At 34.7% G+C, this 19,164-nt stretch carries 17 protein-coding genes, 1 rRNA gene and 1 other RNA gene; 11 read left to right on the top strand and 8 right to left on the bottom strand.

Going from position 1 to position 19,164, the window contains the following annotated elements:
- Nucleotides 1-85: 85 nt before the first annotated feature.
- Nucleotides 86-200 (top strand): 5S ribosomal RNA (gene rrf, locus BM088_RS09725).
- A 113-nt stretch (nucleotides 201-313) separates the two neighbouring features.
- Here the strand turns inward: rrf and BM088_RS09720 are convergent.
- Nucleotides 314-2,551, bottom strand: a complete 2,238-nt coding sequence (locus BM088_RS09720; protein ID WP_091983213.1) for a GspE/PulE family protein — start codon at nucleotides 2,549-2,551, stop codon at nucleotides 314-316.
- A 597-nt stretch (nucleotides 2,552-3,148) separates the two neighbouring features.
- On the opposite strand from BM088_RS09720, the gene rplM reads away from it, so the two are divergent.
- The 7 genes from rplM to BM088_RS09685 all read left to right on the top strand — a co-directional run bounded on the left by rplM (nucleotide 3,149) and on the right by BM088_RS09685 (nucleotide 8,206).
- The gene (rplM, locus tag BM088_RS09715; protein WP_091983211.1) at nucleotides 3,149-3,577 is read left to right on the top strand and encodes a 50S ribosomal protein L13; all 429 of its coding nucleotides are present in this window, start codon (nucleotides 3,149-3,151) and stop codon (nucleotides 3,575-3,577) included.
- An 8-nt stretch (nucleotides 3,578-3,585) separates the two neighbouring features.
- On the top strand, nucleotides 3,586-3,978 hold the full coding sequence (gene rpsI / locus BM088_RS09710; RefSeq protein ID WP_091983210.1) for a 30S ribosomal protein S9: 393 nt from the start codon (nucleotides 3,586-3,588) through the stop codon (nucleotides 3,976-3,978).
- A gap of 326 nt (nucleotides 3,979-4,304) precedes the next feature.
- Nucleotides 4,305-4,895, top strand: a complete 591-nt coding sequence (petA, locus tag BM088_RS09705; RefSeq protein WP_091983208.1) for a ubiquinol-cytochrome c reductase iron-sulfur subunit — start codon at nucleotides 4,305-4,307, stop codon at nucleotides 4,893-4,895.
- Nucleotides 4,895-6,172 (top strand): cytochrome b, encoded by a 1,278-nt coding sequence (locus BM088_RS09700; protein ID WP_091983207.1) that lies wholly within the window; start codon nucleotides 4,895-4,897, stop codon nucleotides 6,170-6,172. Before petA ends, BM088_RS09700 begins: the two co-directional genes overlap by 1 nt.
- Nucleotides 6,169-6,906 (top strand): cytochrome c1, encoded by a 738-nt coding sequence (locus tag BM088_RS09695; RefSeq protein ID WP_091983205.1) that lies wholly within the window; start codon nucleotides 6,169-6,171, stop codon nucleotides 6,904-6,906. Before BM088_RS09700 ends, BM088_RS09695 begins: the two co-directional genes overlap by 4 nt.
- Nucleotides 6,907-6,989: 83 nt before the next feature.
- Entirely contained in the window at nucleotides 6,990-7,616 is a 627-nt protein-coding gene (gene sspA / locus BM088_RS09690) for a stringent starvation protein SspA (protein WP_091983203.1), read from the top strand.
- Nucleotides 7,617-7,780: 164 nt separating this feature from the next.
- Nucleotides 7,781-8,206 carry a ClpXP protease specificity-enhancing factor gene (locus BM088_RS09685; protein WP_091983202.1) on the top strand — a complete coding sequence of 142 codons (426 nt, stop codon included), beginning with the start codon at nucleotides 7,781-7,783 and terminating at the stop codon, nucleotides 8,204-8,206.
- Nucleotides 8,207-8,265: 59 nt separating this feature from the next.
- On the opposite strand, the gene dolP is transcribed toward BM088_RS09685, so the two are convergent.
- The 4 genes from dolP to BM088_RS09665 are packed head-to-tail and all read right to left on the bottom strand — an operon-like array spanning nucleotide 8,266 to nucleotide 11,749.
- The gene (gene dolP / locus BM088_RS09680; RefSeq protein WP_091983200.1) at nucleotides 8,266-8,829 is read right to left on the bottom strand and encodes a division/outer membrane stress-associated lipid-binding lipoprotein; all 564 of its coding nucleotides are present in this window, start codon (nucleotides 8,827-8,829) and stop codon (nucleotides 8,266-8,268) included.
- Nucleotides 8,822-9,415 carry an SIS domain-containing protein gene (locus BM088_RS09675; RefSeq protein ID WP_091983198.1) on the bottom strand — a complete coding sequence of 198 codons (594 nt, stop codon included), beginning with the start codon at nucleotides 9,413-9,415 and terminating at the stop codon, nucleotides 8,822-8,824. The genes dolP and BM088_RS09675 overlap by 8 nt, the downstream gene beginning before the upstream one ends.
- Nucleotides 9,416-9,454: 39 nt before the next feature.
- Nucleotides 9,455-9,826: a YraN family protein gene (locus BM088_RS09670; protein ID WP_091983196.1), complete on the bottom strand. Its 372-nt coding sequence runs from the start codon at nucleotides 9,824-9,826 to the stop codon at nucleotides 9,455-9,457.
- 54 nt (nucleotides 9,827-9,880) lie between these two features.
- The gene (locus BM088_RS09665; RefSeq protein ID WP_091983194.1) at nucleotides 9,881-11,749 is read right to left on the bottom strand and encodes a penicillin-binding protein activator; all 1,869 of its coding nucleotides are present in this window, start codon (nucleotides 11,747-11,749) and stop codon (nucleotides 9,881-9,883) included.
- A gap of 57 nt (nucleotides 11,750-11,806) precedes the next feature.
- On the opposite strand from BM088_RS09665, the gene rsmI reads away from it, so the two are divergent.
- From rsmI to BM088_RS09650, 3 genes are all read left to right on the top strand, one after another.
- Nucleotides 11,807-12,667, top strand: a complete 861-nt coding sequence (rsmI, locus tag BM088_RS09660) for a 16S rRNA (cytidine(1402)-2'-O)-methyltransferase (RefSeq protein ID WP_091983192.1) — start codon at nucleotides 11,807-11,809, stop codon at nucleotides 12,665-12,667.
- A 91-nt stretch (nucleotides 12,668-12,758) separates the two neighbouring features.
- An RNA gene (gene rnpB, locus BM088_RS09655) (RNase P RNA component class A) lies at nucleotides 12,759-13,136 on the top strand.
- A 223-nt stretch (nucleotides 13,137-13,359) separates the two neighbouring features.
- A complete protein-coding gene (locus tag BM088_RS09650; protein WP_091983190.1) occupies nucleotides 13,360-15,207 on the top strand; it encodes a hypothetical protein in 1,848 nt (615 codons plus the stop codon).
- A 100-nt stretch (nucleotides 15,208-15,307) separates the two neighbouring features.
- On the opposite strand, the gene BM088_RS09645 is transcribed toward BM088_RS09650, so the two are convergent.
- The 3 genes from BM088_RS09645 to elbB all read right to left on the bottom strand — a co-directional run bounded on the left by BM088_RS09645 (nucleotide 15,308) and on the right by elbB (nucleotide 19,158).
- Entirely contained in the window at nucleotides 15,308-17,857 is a 2,550-nt protein-coding gene (locus BM088_RS09645) for a sensor domain-containing diguanylate cyclase (protein WP_245763789.1), read from the bottom strand.
- Nucleotides 17,858-18,006: 149 nt separating this feature from the next.
- Entirely contained in the window at nucleotides 18,007-18,399 is a 393-nt protein-coding gene (locus BM088_RS09640; RefSeq protein ID WP_091983188.1) for a c-type cytochrome, read from the bottom strand.
- Between the two features lie 90 nt (nucleotides 18,400-18,489).
- A complete protein-coding gene (gene elbB, locus BM088_RS09635) occupies nucleotides 18,490-19,158 on the bottom strand; it encodes an isoprenoid biosynthesis glyoxalase ElbB (RefSeq protein WP_091983187.1) in 669 nt (222 codons plus the stop codon).
- Nucleotides 19,159-19,164: the final 6 nt, after the last annotated feature.

Raw genomic sequence — 19,164 nt, 5'->3', positions numbered from 1 at the left:
AAGTAGAAGATTTTTACGAAATCTGTATCAGCAGACCGAATTATTAAAGACAAAAACAAGAACAAAGCAAGATGAAAAGAATTTGCTTGGTGACAATAGCGTTTTGGACCCACCTGACTCCATGCCGAACTCAGTAGTGAAACGAAACAGCGCCGATGATAGTGTGGGGTTTCCCATGTGAAAGTAGGACATCGCCAGGCTCCTAATAAGAGAAACCCGATACAGCAATGTGTCGGGTTTTTTCGTTTTTGTGTTTTAGAAATAATGTACTATTTATTATTTAAAGATGAATGCATCACCAGAATTAAAATTGTCACTTCAAATTACTAATACTCTGTAATTGTTTAAAGTCAGTTAGACCGGATAAAACTTTTAAAATGCCATCTTGTGTTAAGGTTCTCATACCAGCTCTTATGGCTTCTAATTTTATTTCTCCAACAGGTGCATTTCTATAAATAAGATTTTTAATTTCTGTATTTACAGGTAGTAATTCGTGAACACCTACTCGTCCTTTATACCCTGTTTGATCGCATTTTTCACATCCTGTTGCTTTATATAGCTTACAGGCGTCATTTATGTTTAATTCTTTGAGAGCATCTTCTTTTGATAAATTCTGGCTGTAGTGTCTAATAATAAACTCTTTTTCTTCATTTTTGGCGTTATAAGGGGTTTTACAATCGGGACAGAGTGTTCTCATTAATCGTTGTGCTAATATACCTATACATGCATCAGCAAAATTTATAGGATCTAATCCTATGTCAATTAAACGCGTTATTGTTTCTGGGGCTGAGTTGGTATGTAATGTTGATAGGACTAAATGTCCTGTTAATGAAGCTTCTATACCTGCAGCTGCTGTTTCTAAATCCCTCATTTCACCTATTAAAATTATATCGGGATCTGCTCTTAAAAATGCTCTCAATGCTGTTTCGAATTTAAATCCAAGTTTATTGTTCATTTGTACTTGATTAAGTCCTGCTTGTGTAATTTCTACAGGATCTTCAGCTGTCCAAATTTTTTTATCTGGTGTATTAAGTAAACCTAGTACAGCATGTAAAGTGGTGGTTTTTCCTGATCCCGTTGGGCCAACGACTAAGAGCAAACCATGTGGGGTGTTTGACATAAACTTAAGCATGTCACTATTTCTTGGAGAAAGTCTCAACTTATCAAAGGGAAGTGCAGCGCCACTGGCTAGTATTCTCATGACGACAGACTCACCATTTACGGTAGGAATAGTCGCTACACGAATTTCTGTTCCAACATTATTTAGTTTAACAGTGAACTTTCCATCTTGGGGCAAGCGTTTTTCTGCAATATCTAACCTAGAAATTATTTTAATTCTAGCGACCATAGCCTGAAGGTGGTTTGCAGGAATTTCAATGAGATCTCGACATATACCATCTACTCGAATACGTACTTTGGTTGGTATTTTTCCTTTGTTAGGATCTATGTGAATATCAGATGCACCATGGTTTTTAGCGTCTTGTAGAATTCGGTTAACAAGTTTAACAACTGCGGGAGCATCTTCGGATACTGAATCTTCAGTGGTTATATCATCTTCATTACCTTGCTCACCAAACTCATCTAATATATCGTTAATTTCATCTAAACCAGAAGAGGAAGTCGAGTTATCACCTAAGTACTGTAAAATAATATCAGGCAGGCAAACTTGAACTTTATATTCTTCTAAGCCAGTAGCACTTTCAATTTCCATAATTAAATCTGCATTATTAGGCTTTGTCATAAGTAAAGTTGAAAGCTCATTTGCATCAGCTATGATCACTACCATATTTTTTTTCAAGTATTCGAGGTTTAGTTTGTTGTTTAATGTATGAAGGTGAAATCTTTCATCATATTGTGCCATTAACGGAACTTGATAATATGCTTCTAAACTTAATCCAATTTCTTTATCGCTTATACTGAAGCTTTCTTGTAACATTTTTATTTGAAGTGAATACTGACTCTCTTTATTTAAAGTTTGCAACTGTTGCTCTGTTATCAAGTTTTTCAGCAAAAGTAAGTCAAATGGTGCTTTGCTGCCGCCTAATTCGTACCTAAACTTCTGTCCTATGATATTTGCAAATTCAATTGCTTTTATCGCATCTTCTTTATCGAATTCGCTTAAATCTATTTTGTTAATCAGCTGCATTATACCTAGTAATACATTATCGGCGATGATAGGGATTGTTAATACACTTTTTGTTCTAAAATTTGATGTTTGATCGAATTGTTTAGCAAATTTTAATTTTGGATGTATCGCAAGCAGTTCTTCATCGCTATATGCGTCTCTTATAAGGAGAGGTTTTTTACTCATTGCCACATAACCCGCTAGTGAGTGCGGTGTAATATTTACCTTAATTTCAGTAAGCTCCGTTCCACTCTTAAAGCGGGAAACAATTTCCTGGTTAAACTTGTTTCGTTGATAAATGGTTAATCTTTGAGCCTTAAATAAACTTAAGATCTTACTTTCTATCAAGGGCAAGGCATCTGAAAAATGATGGCTTGCATGTATTTGTGTGAATATAGCGGTTAGTTCTTGATAAAAAAATGCCATAACCAACTCTGTATTAAATTCTTTATCTAACTATAGTCAAAGCATTACAAGTTTTTTGAGTTATGTGAATTAATTCAATATTTCACAGAATTTTATATCATTAAGGTGCCGTATTTAGCTAAAGACAATCTTTTTCCATATTGTTATTTATTTGTAATACTTATGCATTAATACTCAAATCAGTCCTGCTATCACATGAAGAGTGCATTTAGTCACAGACTTATTGTTTTATTGAGGTTTTCCTATTATTTTTATTTTGAATCGCATCGCGATTTTTCTTTGGACCAAAGTGGGGGCTTTATCCACCCCCATTTTTATTTGCTCGTATTATTTAAAGTTCAGCATTAAAAACTGATACTTATTATCGAGAGTTATTAATAGATCTGAATTAATGTAGAAAAAACATGCATTCTCTTATTCACGCTGCTATACTCCCGCCTCCACCACTTTCCGTTCTTATATTATCATGGGTGCTTGCACACATTTTAGTTAGGATATTAAGCCTGAAAAGGTTTAAGTGTATGAACGGCAGTAATTTTATTTTTTACTTAAAGTAATAACTGCCTGTGGTTTTAATAACACAATGGATTTTAAAAAATGAAAACTTTTGTAGCTAAGCCAGAGTCGGTAAAACGCGACTGGTATGTAGTAGACGCAGAGAATAAAACTCTAGGTCGAATTTGTACGGAAATTGCGCTGCGTTTACGTGGTAAGCATAAGCCAGAATATACTCCTCATGTAGATACTGGTGATTACATCATCGTTATCAATGCAGAGAAAGTAACTGTAACTGGTAATAAATTTAAAGATAAAGTTTACTATGCCCACAGTGGTTTCCCTGGTGGCCTTAAGTCTATGACTTTTGATAAACTTCAAGCTAAAAAGCCTGAAATGATCATCGAAAAAGCTGTTAAGGGTATGTTGCCAAAAGGACCTTTAGGTCGCGCAATGTACCGTAAACTTAAAGTTTACGCTGGTACTGAGCATAATCATGCTGCACAACAGCCTAAAGTACTAGACATTTAAGGAATACTATCATGGCAAATCAATATTACGGTACAGGTCGTCGTAAAAGTTCAGCAGCTCGCGTATTTTTACGTCCAGGTACTGGTAACATAGTAATCAACAAGCGTTCAATCGAAGAATATTTTCCTCGTGAAACTGCTCGTATGGTTGTTCGTCAACCATTAGAGCTTGTTGAAATGGCTGAAAAATTTGACTTACTTATCACTGTTTCTGGTGGTGGTATTTCAGGTCAGTCTGGCGCTATTCGTCACGGTATTACTCGTGCACTTATGCAATTTGACGAGTCACTTCGTTCTTCTCTACGTAAAGCTGGTTTTGTTACCCGTGATGCACGTAAAGTTGAGCGTAAGAAAGTGGGTCTTCATAAAGCACGTAAGCGTCCACAGTTCTCAAAACGTTAATATTTATTACGTTCGAAAGAATTTCAAAAACCCAGCTTTTGCTGGGTTTTTTGTTTTTAAAGCAGAAAAATTTATTTTTTGCTGCATTTTTATAAAATTTATATAAATCAGTCAGTCAAGAAGCAATATATTTGCTACAATTGCAGCACAATTATGATCTAAAATTTTAGCCGTGCTTAATTTGAGTCGTCGACTCTAGATATCCTTATAATAAATAAGGATTTTATTTAAGATTGTGACTGTTTGTAAGTAATTTTTGTAATTTAACCTGCTGTAACTGAATTCTCAATGTGGCAAGTATTGAGAAACATCGTGGAGATGAGTGGATGAGCAATGCGCCAGTAGACAATAGCCGACGTCGCTTTTTAACCATAGCTACCTCTGTCGTAGGTGGTGTGGGAGCGGTTGGAGCTGCTGTCCCTTTTATCGCGTCTTGGAACCCAAGTGAAAGAGCCAAATCTGCAGGTGCGCCTGTAGAAGTGGATATTAGTAAACTTGAGCCAGGACAATTAATTCGTGTTGAGTGGCGAGGAAAACCTGTATGGGTTGTAAATCGTACACCAAAAATGCTAGAAACGTTGAAAACGTTAGATGGTCAATTGCGTGATCCGCAATCGGCTGAGGAGCAGCAACCTGGTTTTGCTCAAAATCCTCATCGTTCTATACGTCCAGAAATATTTTTAGCTGTGGGTATTTGTACTCATTTAGGATGTTCTCCAAGTTTCCTTAAGGGCAATTTTGGTGAGAAAGTGGAAGGGGTTGAAGATGGTTTCTTCTGTCCTTGTCATGGTTCTAAATTTGATTTAGCGGGTCGTGTATTCCAAAGTGTACCAGCGCCATTAAATCTTGAGATCCCTCCTTATATGTTTATAGACGATACTACTATTATAGTTGGTATCGAAGAAGGGGCTGCATAATGTTAAAAAAACTAGCGACAGATACGATTGATTGGATTGATCAACGTATTCCTATGACGCGTGTTTGGAATATGCATTTAGCGCAATATCCGACACCTAAAAACTTTAACTTTTGGTACTTTTTTGGTTCTTTAGCCATTTTAGTATTAGTAAACCAAATCCTTACGGGTATTTGGTTAACAATGAACTACGTACCATCTTCTGAAGGTGCTTTTGCATCTGTTGAATACATCATGCGTGATGTTGAATACGGTTGGTTACTCAGGTATCTGCATTCTACCGGTGCGTCTGCTTTCTTTGTAGTTGTATATTTACATATGTTCCGTGGCATGATTTACGGCTCCTATCAAAAACCGCGTGAGTTACTGTGGTTATTTGGTATGTTCATTTTATTAGTGCTAATGGCTGAAGCTTTCATGGGTTACTTATTACCTTGGGGTCAAATGTCATTCTGGGGTGCGCAGGTAATTATCTCAATATTTGGTGCAATTCCAATTATTGGTGATGACTTAACGCTTTGGATCCGTGGTGACTATGTTATCTCTGGTGCAACTCTAAATCGTTTCTTTGCATTACATGTTATTGCATTGCCACTTGTTTTAGTTATTTTAGTATTTTTACACATTATTGCTTTACATGAAGTAGGCTCTAATAACCCCGATGGCGTTGAAATTAAACGTAAAAAAGGTTCTGTAAAAGAAGAAGACAAAACTAAATTTAAGATCCATGAGTATTACTCTGATAAGAAAGATATTGTTGATGCGATCCCATTTCATCCTTATTACACGGTGAAAGATATCGTTGGTGTTGTTGGTTTCTTATTCTTCTTCTGTGCAATTGTATTTTTTGCGCCGGCGATGAATGGTTTCTTCCTTGAAGGTCCAAACTTTGAAGCTGCTAATCCACTTAAAACACCTGAACATATTTTCCCTGTTTGGTATTTCACACCTTTCTACGCTATTTTGCGTGCAATCCCTGATAAGTTATTAGGTGTAATAGCAATGGGTGGAGCAATTTTCGCGCTTGCATTATTACCTTGGATTGATCGTGGTAAAGTTAAGTCTATTCGTTACCGTTGTGGTTTCCATAAACTGAATATTGCTCAGTTTGTTGTAACTTTCATTATTCTTGGTTGGATAGGTGCAACACCACAAACAGACTTTAAAACGATTCTGTCTCAAATAACGACTGTGACTTACTTTATGTTCTTCGTATTTTTATTTGTTTATAGTAAAAATGAAGTAACTAAGCCATTGCCAGAGAGGTTAACTAAATAATGAAAAAACTTATTGTAGGTTTATTCGTATTGTTGCCAACGTTTGCAATGGCAGCGGGTCCATCTGTACCATTAATGAAAGCGGGTAATGATTTAACTGATAATGCATCATTACAGCGTGGCGCTAAGTTATTCATGAATTATTGTCTTGGTTGTCACCAAATGCAATACCAAAGATATGAACGTACTTTCAGAGATATAGGTATTCCAACACCTGTTGGTGAAGAACAACTTATTTTTGATGGTTCAAAAGTTGGTAGTCACATTAAAAATGCAATCGATCCTGATGATGCTGCCAAATGGTTTGGTGCACCACCACCTGATTTAACGTTAATTTCTCGCGTAAAATCACCAGATTATATTTATACTTATCTTAAGTCTTTTTATAAAGATGATTCACGTCCATTTGGTGTAAATAATGTTGTATTCCCTTCAGTGGGTATGCCACATGTTTTACAAGAACTTCAAGGTGTTTCAACTGCGATCACTGAAGAAGTTGAAGAACATGGCCATACAGTGACTAAAATTGTAGGTACTGTATCAGATGGTTCTGGCGAAATGAGTGATGATGAGTATGACCAAGCTGCTCGTGATTTAACTAACTTTTTTGAATACGTGGGTGAACCTTCACGTTTAGAATCAAAAGCGTTGGGTATTAAAGTGTTAGGATTCTTATTCATATTATTTATCCTTGCATTTTTATTAAAGAAAGAATACTGGAGAGATGTTCATTAATTGAACCCTTTTTAGTGTAAAAATGATGTAATAGGGGCTTAGCCCCTATTGCTGTCTCTAGCAAAAAATAAATGGAGGTAGGCATGGCTGTTGCTGCCAATAAACGCCCTGTAATGACTCTTTTTTCTGGTGCTAACTGTATGTACAGTCACCAAGTACGTATCGTACTAGCTGAAAAAGGTGTAAGTGTTGACATTCACTTAGTTGAAAATGATAACTTACCTGAAGCATTACATGAAGTTAACCCTAATGGAACGGTTCCAACTTTAATCGATCGTGAATTAGGTTTATATCAGGCAAACATCATCATGGAATATCTTGATGAACGTTTTCCACATCCTCCACTAATGCCAGTATATCCTGTCATGCGTGGCCGTAGCCGTTTACTTATGCATAGAATACAAAAAGATTGGTATTCTTTAGCATCTAAAGTGTATGAAGGCGGAAATGAAGCTGCGGGAGCTCGTAAAGAATTGACAGAAGCTATTTTAGCTATCGGTCCAATTCTTGCTGAAGTGCCTTACTTTATGAGTGAAGACTTTAGTTTAGTAGATTGCTATATCGCACCATTACTTTGGCGTTTGCCTGAGTTAGGTATCGAATTGATTGGCGCTGGAAGTAAAGAAGTTAAAGAATACATGAAACTGTTATTCGAACGTGAATCTTTTGAAGCTTCTTTAACTGAAGCAGAACGTGAAATTCACTTATAATAAACTTGAAATAGAGTTTTATTAGGGCCACTTTGTGGTATATAAAAGATAACAAAAGGCCTTCATTTTATTATGAAGGCTTTTTATTTTTATTCTAAAGTAGTCAGTAACATCTACGATTGGTACTATTTTAGACTGTTTGAGTTTAATTTAAGGGTTAAATAATGACTTCAAATCGTCCATACTTATTGCGTGCATTTTATGATTGGATAGTTGATAACCAATGTACACCTCATTTAGTTGTAAATGCTGAGTTCCCTGGTGCAGTGATCCCAACTCAATTTGTTCAAGATGGTCAAATTGTGTTAAATATAAGTCCTTCAGCAGTAGCGCAGTTTAATATGGATAATACAGAACTGAGCTTCAATGCACGTTTTTCTGGTCAGCCTATGCGTGTAGAAGTACCAATAAAGGCAGTACTAGCCATATATGCACGAGAAAATGGCGAAGGCACTGTGTTTACTGCAGAGGAAGATGAGGTGTTTGAAGGTGACGATGTAGAAATTCAAGAAATTGACACAAGTACGTCTCAAAGCCAAGAAGAGCCAAAAACAAAAAAGAAAGCTTCACACTTGAGAGTTATTAAATAAAGTTATATAGCCCTTTCTACATGGCAATTATGTAGACGGGGTTCAACCCCGTTTAAATATTATAAATACTCAAAAACTTTAATTACTTTTGCCACACCTGAGATATTTCGTGCAATATCAACTGCTTTTTGTCCTTCACTTTGTTGTACTAATCCCATTAAAAATACTTCGCCATTTTCAGTTACTACTTTGATATTATTACCACTGACAGTTTCATCTGTTAATAGCATGGTCTTAACTTTAGATGTCAGCCAAGTATCAAATGTTTTGGTTGTTATACCCACATTGCTACTAATACGTATTTGATTATGAATTTTTTTGACCGCAGGAATATTTTTAATTAACTTTTGTGCTTGAGACTTCATTTCTTCTGTAGGGCTCTGTCCTAAAAGAAGCACGATACCGTTTAAACTTATTACTGAAATATTAGAGTATTTTTCAAGTTGTTTATTGCCTTGAATTTCTAGAGTTGCTTTTATTTCAATACTATTATCATCAATTTGAGAGCCAATAGTTCGCCTATCATTTGCAGAAGACACAACACCAGTCGCACCTGCAACTACAGCAACAGCACAGCCTTGGAGCATAAAAAGAGTAGTTATAATAAAAATTATTTTACGCATGAGTTTCGTCCTGTGGAAATAAAGTTAAATCAATCAACTCACTTAAGCAGTGTAAGCTTAATAAATGAGATTCAATAATGCGACTGGGTCTTTTTGAAGGGACGCGGATCTCAACATCATTGGGCCCCAATAAGCCAGCTAATTCACCACCGTCATTACCTACAAGAACTATGACAGTCATATCTTTAGTTAGTGCAGATTCTACAGCAGAAATAATTGATTTTTCATTTCCGTTAATTGCAATTGCAAGTAACATATCACCTTGTTGAGCAAATGCTCTGACTTGGCGAGCAAAGACATCATGCTCACTTTGCTCTGCATATGTACTTAAATTTGTTACTTCAGTATTAAGTGCAATCGCAGGCAAGCACGGGCGCTCAGTTTCGTAGCAATTGACTAATAAAGTGGCTATATGCTGTGCCAGCATTTGACAGCTTTGAAAGCCACAGCATATTAACTTATTACCATTGATTAAATTTTGTGCAATGGTGAATGCTGCTGATTCTAATGCACTTGGTAATACTTCACCAGCTGCAATGTGTGCCTGAATGCTTTCTGTGTAGATCTCTTTGACTATTTCTTGCATTATATAACCTTAATAACACTTATTTTTGTTTTAATTGGATCAAAAAACATTTTTAATCCAATTAAATTGATAAGGATTCTGCCCATTTATTGCAACAAAGTCGACTCTTAGAGCGCTATTTTGCAATTGATGCTGCTGAATATAAAATTGAATCGCTTTTTTTAATTTTTTTTGCTTCGATTGCGTTAAAGCATACAGCGCACCACCATATAGCGCTGATTTACGGTATTTAACTTCAATAAAAACTAAAGTATCTTTTTGTTGCATGATTAAATCAATTTCACCAAGTTTACACCAGTAATTACGGTCAATAGGTTTTAAACCTTGCTGTTTTAAAAAACCTTCCGCTTGTATTTCGTAATATTGACCTTTTTCACGGCTATTACGCCAGATTGTTTTAAACCAACTCATCCATGAATCCTTAAACTTATAAAGATAGAAGGAGAAATCAGATTGATCAATTTATTAATCAGTATTATCAGTGGGTTGTAAAAACAATGGCGTTGGTTTTATTTCTTTTAAGTTTTGTGTTTTTATTGATTTTCGATAATAGCGCGCCCATTGTAATTGACGATGAATTTGACCTTGATCATTAATTGAAAGTAACCCTGTTAAGCCTTGAACTGTTTTACCAGATAATGTACTTAATTGCCTCAATTGAGGGATTAGTTTTACAGCATCATAGCCCATAGCAAAAAGGCGTTGTTGCAAATCACCCTGCTGAGGCCAGAGTTGATCAAACAATGCTCTTAACTCAGGTTGTGTATGTCCTTGTGGTAACATCCATGGAATTTCAGTAAAATATAAACCAGCAAGATCTCGTTTTTCCGTTTTATCAACCTGTAGGCTATGACTTTTAGAGCTAGCATATAGTGGTATTTTTTCTGAAAAAGTACTTATATTTACATCAAAATAGGGTTTTAATAATCGTGTTTGTATCGCATCTCCAATTAAATAAATGACGTCGATATCTCGTCGTGATCGAGTTTCATTTTTTACTTTATCTCTAAAAAGTAACTTTATTTTATTTATGCGTTTTTTACTTTCATCTACCTCTAATAGCCTTTTTACTTGGTTTTGCATGTCTTTTTTATCCGCATAAAACCCTACTTCAGGCTGAGTTGTTGAGTATAACTGCCATTGCTCTAAAAATGATTTGATTAAGCGCTGTCCAGACTTGTTTTGTGGCGCAAGCAGCAATGGCTTTTTATATTTCTTGGCTAAGAAATGATTAATTGCTTGAGTTAATTCATGTTCAGGTGAAAGAGCAAAAAAATAATGTTCTAAACTATGGTTTTGTTCAGAGCTGTTGTTTAAAAATATGCTTGGGTAATTAGCTAATATTTCAGACTCTTTAATCTTGTCTATATTAGCTTTAAGCAAGGGACCTATTATAAAATCAGGCTTTATTTGCTTTATTTTACTATTCATTTTTTCAACTGAGTCAAATGAATTAATAAAATGGATTTCAGCATGATTATTTATTTCTGATGCAGCCAATATTCCATTTTTAACGGCCAAACCAATCCTTTTATTTTTTCCTTCTTCAGGAAGTATAACAACCAGTTTTTTTAATAGATACGGCTCTATTGCCATGAGATTTTTCATTTTTTCTGGCAGTGCAAAGCTTGCCGGGTGTTTGGGGTATCGTCGTTGCCAGTTATTCATCGCACTATGCAAAGAAACAGGGTCACCGATGTATAATTGACTGTAAAGTGCTAAATTGATCCAACCTTGCTGAATGGATGAGCCGCTATTTATTTTCTCTAAAGTTTCACTAGGGAGTTTAGTCAGTTCATTCCATAATTTTTGATTTAATCCTGTTGCGTCAATACCATGCTGTTGAGCTGTTTCAGAAGCTCTAAAAAAGTAAGGTACGGCTTGTAAGGTTAACTCTTGTTTTGCGTAAATCTTACCCGAAACGAGTTGATGCCAATAATAATGATTAGGGCTAGTGAGTTTGTCATTTAGTTTATCTAGTAAAGATAAAGCATTTGAGTACAAATCTTGTTGATATAACGATAATGATAAATAAAGCGTATTTTGTACATTATCTGATTTTTGACTCGAAATAAGATCAGTGCAAATTGACTCAAGTAATTGCCAATTCTCCTCTATTAATGCTTTATCGCGAGATAAATATAACAATTGTATTTTATCAGCGCCGCGTTTGATTCTAGCATTATTATATAATTCTGAAGCTGTATAAGTTTTTTGCTGTACTTTTTTTTGTGTTTTTATTTCAGGCTTTTTATAGATCTGTACTTTCTCTGTTGTACTACAGGCAGATAACAGGGAAAATAACAAAATAAAATGATAGTGTTTGAGCCGCACGGTATTATCTCAAAAAAAGGCAATACACTATATTACTGACAGATGCAGGATACCTCAATGTTAAATGAGCACAAATCAAGTAAAATAGGCACACTTTATGTTGTGGCAACGCCAATTGGTAATTTAGATGACATAAGTCAGAGAGCATTAAAAGTTTTAGCTGATGTTGATTTAATTGCAGCAGAAGATACACGCCATACAGGAAAACTACTAAGTCACTTTGCTATTAAAGCAAAAACCATTGCATTACATGATCATAACGAAAAGCAAAAATCTCAACAAATTGTTGATTGGCTAAATGAAGGTTTAGATATTGCGTTGGTATCTGATGCTGGCACTCCATTAATTAGTGATCCTGGTTATTCAGTTGTTAATTTATGTCGTGAGCAAGGAGCAAGTGTAACGCCTGTACCAGGTGCTTGTGCAGCAATTGCAGCAGTTAGTTGTTCAGGTTTAGCGACAGATAAATTTCAATTTTTAGGTTTTACACCTGCAAAAAGTAAAGCGAGGCAAGATTTTTTCTTAAATGCCGTTAATTCTGGTATGACTAGCATTTTATATGAAAGTACACATAGAATTATGGCGAGTTTAGATGATGCAGCCCAATGCTTAGGTCGTGAGCATAAAATTGTATTAGCGAAAGAATTAACGAAAACTTACGAAACTTTTTTTAGTGGTACAATTTTTGAGCTTATTGAATTCTTATCAGATGATCGTGCCCGACAAAAAGGCGAGTTTGTATTAATGCTACCGGGTAAGGAAGTTGATAAACAAGAGTTTAACCCAGATGCTATGCGCATGATTGACTTGCTTAAAAATGAAATGCCACTTAAAAAAGCATGTGGTGTTGTTGCTGATTATTTTGATTTAAAGAAAAATGCGCTTTATAAAGCTGTTTTAGCGCAGCAAGAGACTTAATTTTAATATCGTTGATTTATATTTATTAATTTTATAAAAAATACTGGGAATAAATTCCCTCCAGCAAGATAAACCCGTATAATCCGCCTCCTGAGTTGGCCAGATGATCGCTGCCTGATATGAAAATTATCAGGGGGAGGAAAGTCCGGGCTCCACAGGGCAGGGTGCCAGCTAACGGCTGGGAGGCGTGAGCCTACGACAAGTGCAGCAGAGAGAAGACCGCCGATGGCTGCTTTCGAGTAGAACAGGTAAGGCTGAAAGGGTGCGGTAAGAGCGCACCGGACCACTGGTAACAGTTGGTTGCAGGGTAAACTCCACCCGGAGCAAGACCAAATAGGGTTCCTAATGGCGTGGCCCACGTTGGAACCGGGTAGGTTGCTTGAGCCTTAGAGCGATTTAAGGCCTAGACGAATGATTATCCTTTTCTTAGGAAAAGAACAGAACCCGGCTTATACGGCTGACTCACTAAATATAAAACCAAAAAACTCGCTTCGGCGAGTTTTTTGGTTTTATAGGGAGAATTAAATATAAAGCAAATGATTTAAGTTTTAGATATAGAGAATAATATCGAAAAAATATGAGTGAAAAATAGAATTCGAAAGGAGAGTAAAGAGCATTTTTTAGTAAATCAAATTAAAGTAACTCACTAGAATGTCGATATATTAGGTAATTTTATTTCAGGGAAGATAGTTGTGACTATAAATAGAGTCGGGTCTTTTATACTTCAAGGCTTAGAATCAAATCAAAAAGTAAGAACCCAACAAAATTTATCAATAAAATCAAATAAGGACAATCAATTTGGTGGGATCCGTGTTTTAACAAAAGAAGTACTTAAATCTAAACTTAATGAGTATTCACCACAAGGATTAAATGCCCTATATGAGTCAGCTGACAATGGTAAAATAAAGCTATATTCAACCGTTAAAAATGATGACAAACCTTGGACATTCTTTGTAGACAGAGTAACTCAACGTGTTAATCAAGGTAAAGCTCAGGGAGAAAGTGCTGATAACTTAAATACTTTGTTAGATAACATCACTCAAGGTGCAAATAGAGCACATAATGAAACTCGTGATTTACTTCAAGCTATGAGTCAACTAGATCCTGATTCCGAAAGTTACATTGCAAAAAGTCAAACCTTCACGCGTTTTGCGTTAGAAGAAATGTCAGCAAAAATTAACAATAATGAAGTATTAGAGGTTGATAAAAATAATACAAAAACATTTTCATTGACTGTAAAAACGCGAGAAGGTGATGAAATACTTATTAATATAAAACAAAATCAAGGATGGAAGGATTTAACTTTTGGTCGTGAAATTAATACTCGTTATGAGGTTGAAGGAGAGTTATCTGATACGGAGCATCAAGCATTATCAGAACTAATGAATGCAGTAGGCAAAGCATCAGATGGTTTATTGAACGGAGATGATTTTAGTTATTTAGCTGGAATAGAAGCATTTAATGGAGAACAGCTCTCCGGTTTTTCATTAAATTTATCAGGCTCAGATCAAAAAATTAGTTATAGCTATAGCCATGATGGAGAAAGCCAAAAATTAGAGGGGAATTGGCGACAAAGTGGTGAAGTAAAAGCTAATTTCACATTGAATTCTAAAATAGGAGGTGTTGCTGAACGTGAAGATTTGACTCAATATTTAGAATTAATTAATGAAGCAACTAAAAGTCAAGATAATGCGCAACTGAGCTTTCTATTCAAAAATAGTTTTAGCGAGTTTATGCAACTTTCCCAAAGGTTAGGCGCCAGTTTAGAGAATGCAAATAAAGCTTTTGATCAATCACGGGAACTCGCTGGTAATTTATTTTCTGAAATGATGAGTTTGCAAAAAGGGCGCATAGGCTTAATGGGGGAAGATAAAGCTAAATTAAAGGAAGGCTTTAATCGTTTAGCTGATTTTAGTTCGAACTTTATGATTGGTGTTGGGGGTGAGAAAAGCCAAAGTAAAAAAAGTTCAAATCTAAAAAGCGGAGTAGAGTTTAGCTTATCTCAAAAAACTCAAATGTCTGTCAAGAATGAAGGAGAAAGTGCTGGGTTATTGGTAGAACAGACGCGAAAATTTATCTTAGATGAAGTTATAAGTGAAAATAATAATAGAAGAGATAATAAAACAACTGAAGAGTATATTATCGATGCTTTCATAGATTTTGAAACTCTTTCAATGACAGCAATGAACCAAAGCCGAAATACCAAAGAAGACTTAAAAGAAAAGCTTTATTTGGGTATGGGTGAGTATTTATCCAATAAAGTTAATACACAAACTAACACTGAAAATAGTCTCCATAAACTAAAAGAGGGTTATTTAGAAAACAGCCGTAAATCAGTAAAAGAAAATACAGAGAAGGGTATTATGGCAGGAGATGTTTTCTCTTCATTAATAAAAAATCAATCTCACTATATTCAAGATATTACTTCTTTCACCCCTAATCAGGTTGGTAATAATAAACTTGATGAAGAAGTTCTTAAAATGAATTTTAAATCTAAATTATTGAATAAAATAATTAACGCATTAGATGAAAAAGGTTAGTCGAAAATGTTCACCAGGAAATAGTCAATTAGCATTTATGCTCTCTGAAATTCAATTAAATTGTTAAACATTTAATATAAAATGCTCATATTTATTTTAGTTAGCTTGTATGGGTATAAATATTATTTATATTTTTAACTTTATCATGAATATACTCATACTGGCTTGAATATAAGGAAATACCATATTTTTTGAGTGATTTTTGATAATTTAAAATACTTGGACCTTTTGCGATAACTGAGGCTTGAGTAAGGTTTGCAACGGCTAAAATACCTTGTAGTTGTAACTGATGTCCTTCGTCTTGTATTATTTTTTTACACATCAAAGGGCTTAATAAAATAAAATCAAATTGATATTGCGTTAAAATACTTAAGTCACATCGGGTATGAGCGTAATCATCTAGGCCTATTTTAATACCTTGTTTTTTTAATTTGAGTATATTGTTTCTTGTATCTTTATTTATATGACGTAATTCAATTTCATTAAAAAGTAAGCATAATTGATGTGAAATTTTTAATTTTTTAAGCTCTGTTATCAGGTTAACAAAATAATTATCTGTTATTAATTTAATGCTGCTGTTGATTAATATTGCGTGTTTGCATTGTATGAAATCGTTAATTTTAGGCAGTAATGAAATTTCAATTTGATGGTAATCATAATCTTTATTGATATATTTTTCTATTTGATCAAACCTAATTTTTCCGAGAGTTGGATGTAGCCAGAATCTATCGATAATACAAGCAACATGATTTTCGTTAGTATTATCAATAATCGCGTTAGCTTTAAAATAAATATCGTTAATATGAAATAAATCTAAATAGGCTAGTTCCTGAGATTTAGCTTCTTTATTGTGGGCATGATAAAACTCATATCTACCACGGCCTGTCTTTTTTGCTTGATACATAGCCGTATCGGCGTCTTTCATTATTTCATCTGTATGCTGGTAGTTTTGGTGGCTACAAGTAATGCCTATACTTGCACCAGAAGTAATAATGCTGTCATTTGCATTAAATGGGCATGATAAAGAGTCAATAATACGCTCAGCTACTTCTTGTGCTTCATGTTTTTGGTATATGTGTGTTAATAAAATAACAAATTCATCCCCACCTAAGCGGGCTAATAAATCATGTTCTCTAATACAAAGGTTTAAAGAATCTGCTATGTGGATTAAAAATAAATCACCCACCTGGTGTCCAAAAGTATCGTTTATTTCTTTGAAATTATCTAAATCAATAAATAAAACGGCAAACCCTGGTTGTGGATGTCTTAAGTGTTGATTTAAAGCTTGTTCAAGTTGAGACATAAATAAACTACGGTTAGCTAGACCTGTTAATGGATCATGATGGGCATCGTGATAGAGTTGTTGTTCAATTTTTTTTCGTTCTTCAATTTGTAACTGTAAAAAGTGATTACTACGTTGTAATTCTTGTGTTTTTTTAGTCACTCTTTGTTCTAACTGTTCATGACTTTGTTTTAGTTGTGCTGTTGTTAAGTGCTTTTGTAGTACATTGGCAATTTGTTGCGATACAAAGGTAATTAGATCTGCATCATGTGTTTTAAAGGTATAAGTATTATCATAAGATTGGCATGCGATTATTCCTATTACACCTTGTTCAGAAATAAGAGGTGCACCTACCCAGGAAGTTGCCTTAATGTTTTTTTCTGAACGTTTAATGAGACCTTGCTTAATTAAATTAGAAGCTGTTCTTCTGTTTAAAAGTTGAGTACAACTTTTTGAAATAACATATTCAGTATACCCTTTTGCAAAATAACGATCTGCGTAATTTCCTTCTAAACTATCTACTGCATAGGGAAAGGTCAGTTTATTTTTATTTTTGTCATATAAACAGATATATAAATTGTCAGCATAAGTAATTGATTTAATGATTTTATGTATTTTAAAATAAAAATCATCCAAATTTTTACTTTGAGTTGCAAGTTCAGAAATTTTAAATAGAATTTGTTGTTGTTTTAATGCTTTTTTTCGCTGCTCTATTTCTATTTTTAATGCTTTATTTGCTTTTGTAAGCTCAGAGGTTCGCGTTTTGACTTCTTGCTCTAAAGACTCTCTTTGTTTAACGCGTTCAATCGCTGTTGAAAGATATAAAGATATAATTTCAACAAGCTCTACTTGAGTATCGGTATAAGACTGTTCGGCATAGTAAGATTGAGTCACCATAACTCCAACTATTTTCTCATCTTTATAGATTGGAATGCCTAGCCAGTGTTCGCATGGAGAGCCTTTAATTTTGAACTTACCTAGTTGGTGATCATTTAACATTGATTTTTTGTTGTAAAGTTGTGTTTTTCCAGTTTTAAAAACATAACCTGTTAAACCATGGCTAAAATGATCGTCATCAGTTAAGGGGACAAATATTGGGTCTTTTTCATCTATAAAGTAGTTAAGTTCAAGTTGTTGATTTTTTTCATCCAGTAAAACAACATAAAAATTTTTACTTGGTAAGTATGCTTCAAGAATTTGATGTATAGCAGGGTACAACAAAGTAAGCTCAGAGACTGTGCTTGCTTGCTCCGATAATTGTATGAGAGCATCTTGCATATTATGAAAATGCTGATGTTTTTTAAGTAATTGTTTCAGGCGTTTATTATGTTTTAAAGCCTTATTTAACGCAGTTGTTGAATCTTCCACTGACCCGAACCATTTATTATTATTTTCATGGTTAATATTTGTTCAGCATCATTTCATTTTTAAGCTATCAGGTCAAGATAAAAAAGGTCACGAATGTGACCTTTATATTTCATTTTGTATCGATAACGATACAAAAAATTGATACGTATTTATTGACCTTTAGTCATAAAGTCAATGGCAGCTTTTAATTCGTCATCAGAACAATCCATACATGTTCCTTTAGGTGGCATAGAATTAAAGCCATTAATTGCATGATTAAGTAGCACATCAAAGCCTTTAGCTACGCGAGGCTCCCAATCTGCAGTTGTTTTTGGTGCGCCCATTGCACCTGTGCCATGACAACCGAAACATGAATTCTGAAATACTTGTTGACCACTACGTGGACCTGTTGGGGCTGCAACAACTGGAGTCGCACCTGCTAAATAAACGGCACCGATAGGAGCTAGACGGTTTTTAATTGCTTCTTCAGTCATTTCAGTGTTGCTCTGTGCGTTAACCGATGTTGCTAATAATATAAGTAGCGCCGTTGATAGTTTTTTCATGTTACTTTGCTCGTTATGAATTGATGACGGAAAATTAGGCTGATTATACCGCTAGCGATAAATATATAAAATACTTAGTGAGGTTTTATTTTAACCTCTATCATTGCTCATTATTTCGAATACCTTGCTTATGGTGTTTTCGATTGAAGTATTAGCTTCAATAATTGAATTGGCAAGCATATATGCAGGGGTACTAATTACATTAAATGTTTCATCATAAATAAAATCACTCACGTCACAGTTTACATGTTTAGCACCTAATTGATTAATTTGTTCAGCTGTGTCTATATCTGTGCCAATCGTCATTAATACACCTTTTGGATAAACGTGGCCTATGATAGCTGGAGCAATGCAAATATAAGCTGCTGGTTTCCTTAATTCTGAAAATTGTTTACATGCATTTTCAACATGTTTATTCATAATTGAATTCGCCCCTTGTGTTGCAAAATCACATAAATTTTTGGCGGCTCCAAACCCTCCAGGTAAAATTAATGCATCAAATTCTTGCGCATTGAGCTCTTTTACATCTTTAATTTCACCGCGGGCAATGCGTGCTGATTCAATCAGTACATTACGGCTTACTTGTTTATCAACTTCACCAGTTAAATGGTTGATCACATGCATTTGATCTATATTAGGTGCAAAACACTGATATTGCGCACCCAACTTTTCGATATGAAGTAGTGTTAGTACGGCTTCATGTATTTCAGAACCATCAAAAACACCACAACCACTTAAAATAACAGCTATTTTTTTCATGTTATT

Source organism: Pseudoalteromonas denitrificans DSM 6059 (assembly GCF_900112265.1).
Taxonomy (GTDB): domain Bacteria; phylum Pseudomonadota; class Gammaproteobacteria; order Enterobacterales; family Alteromonadaceae; genus Pseudoalteromonas; species Pseudoalteromonas denitrificans.
This window is presented reverse-complemented; position numbering and strand designations above follow the sequence as displayed.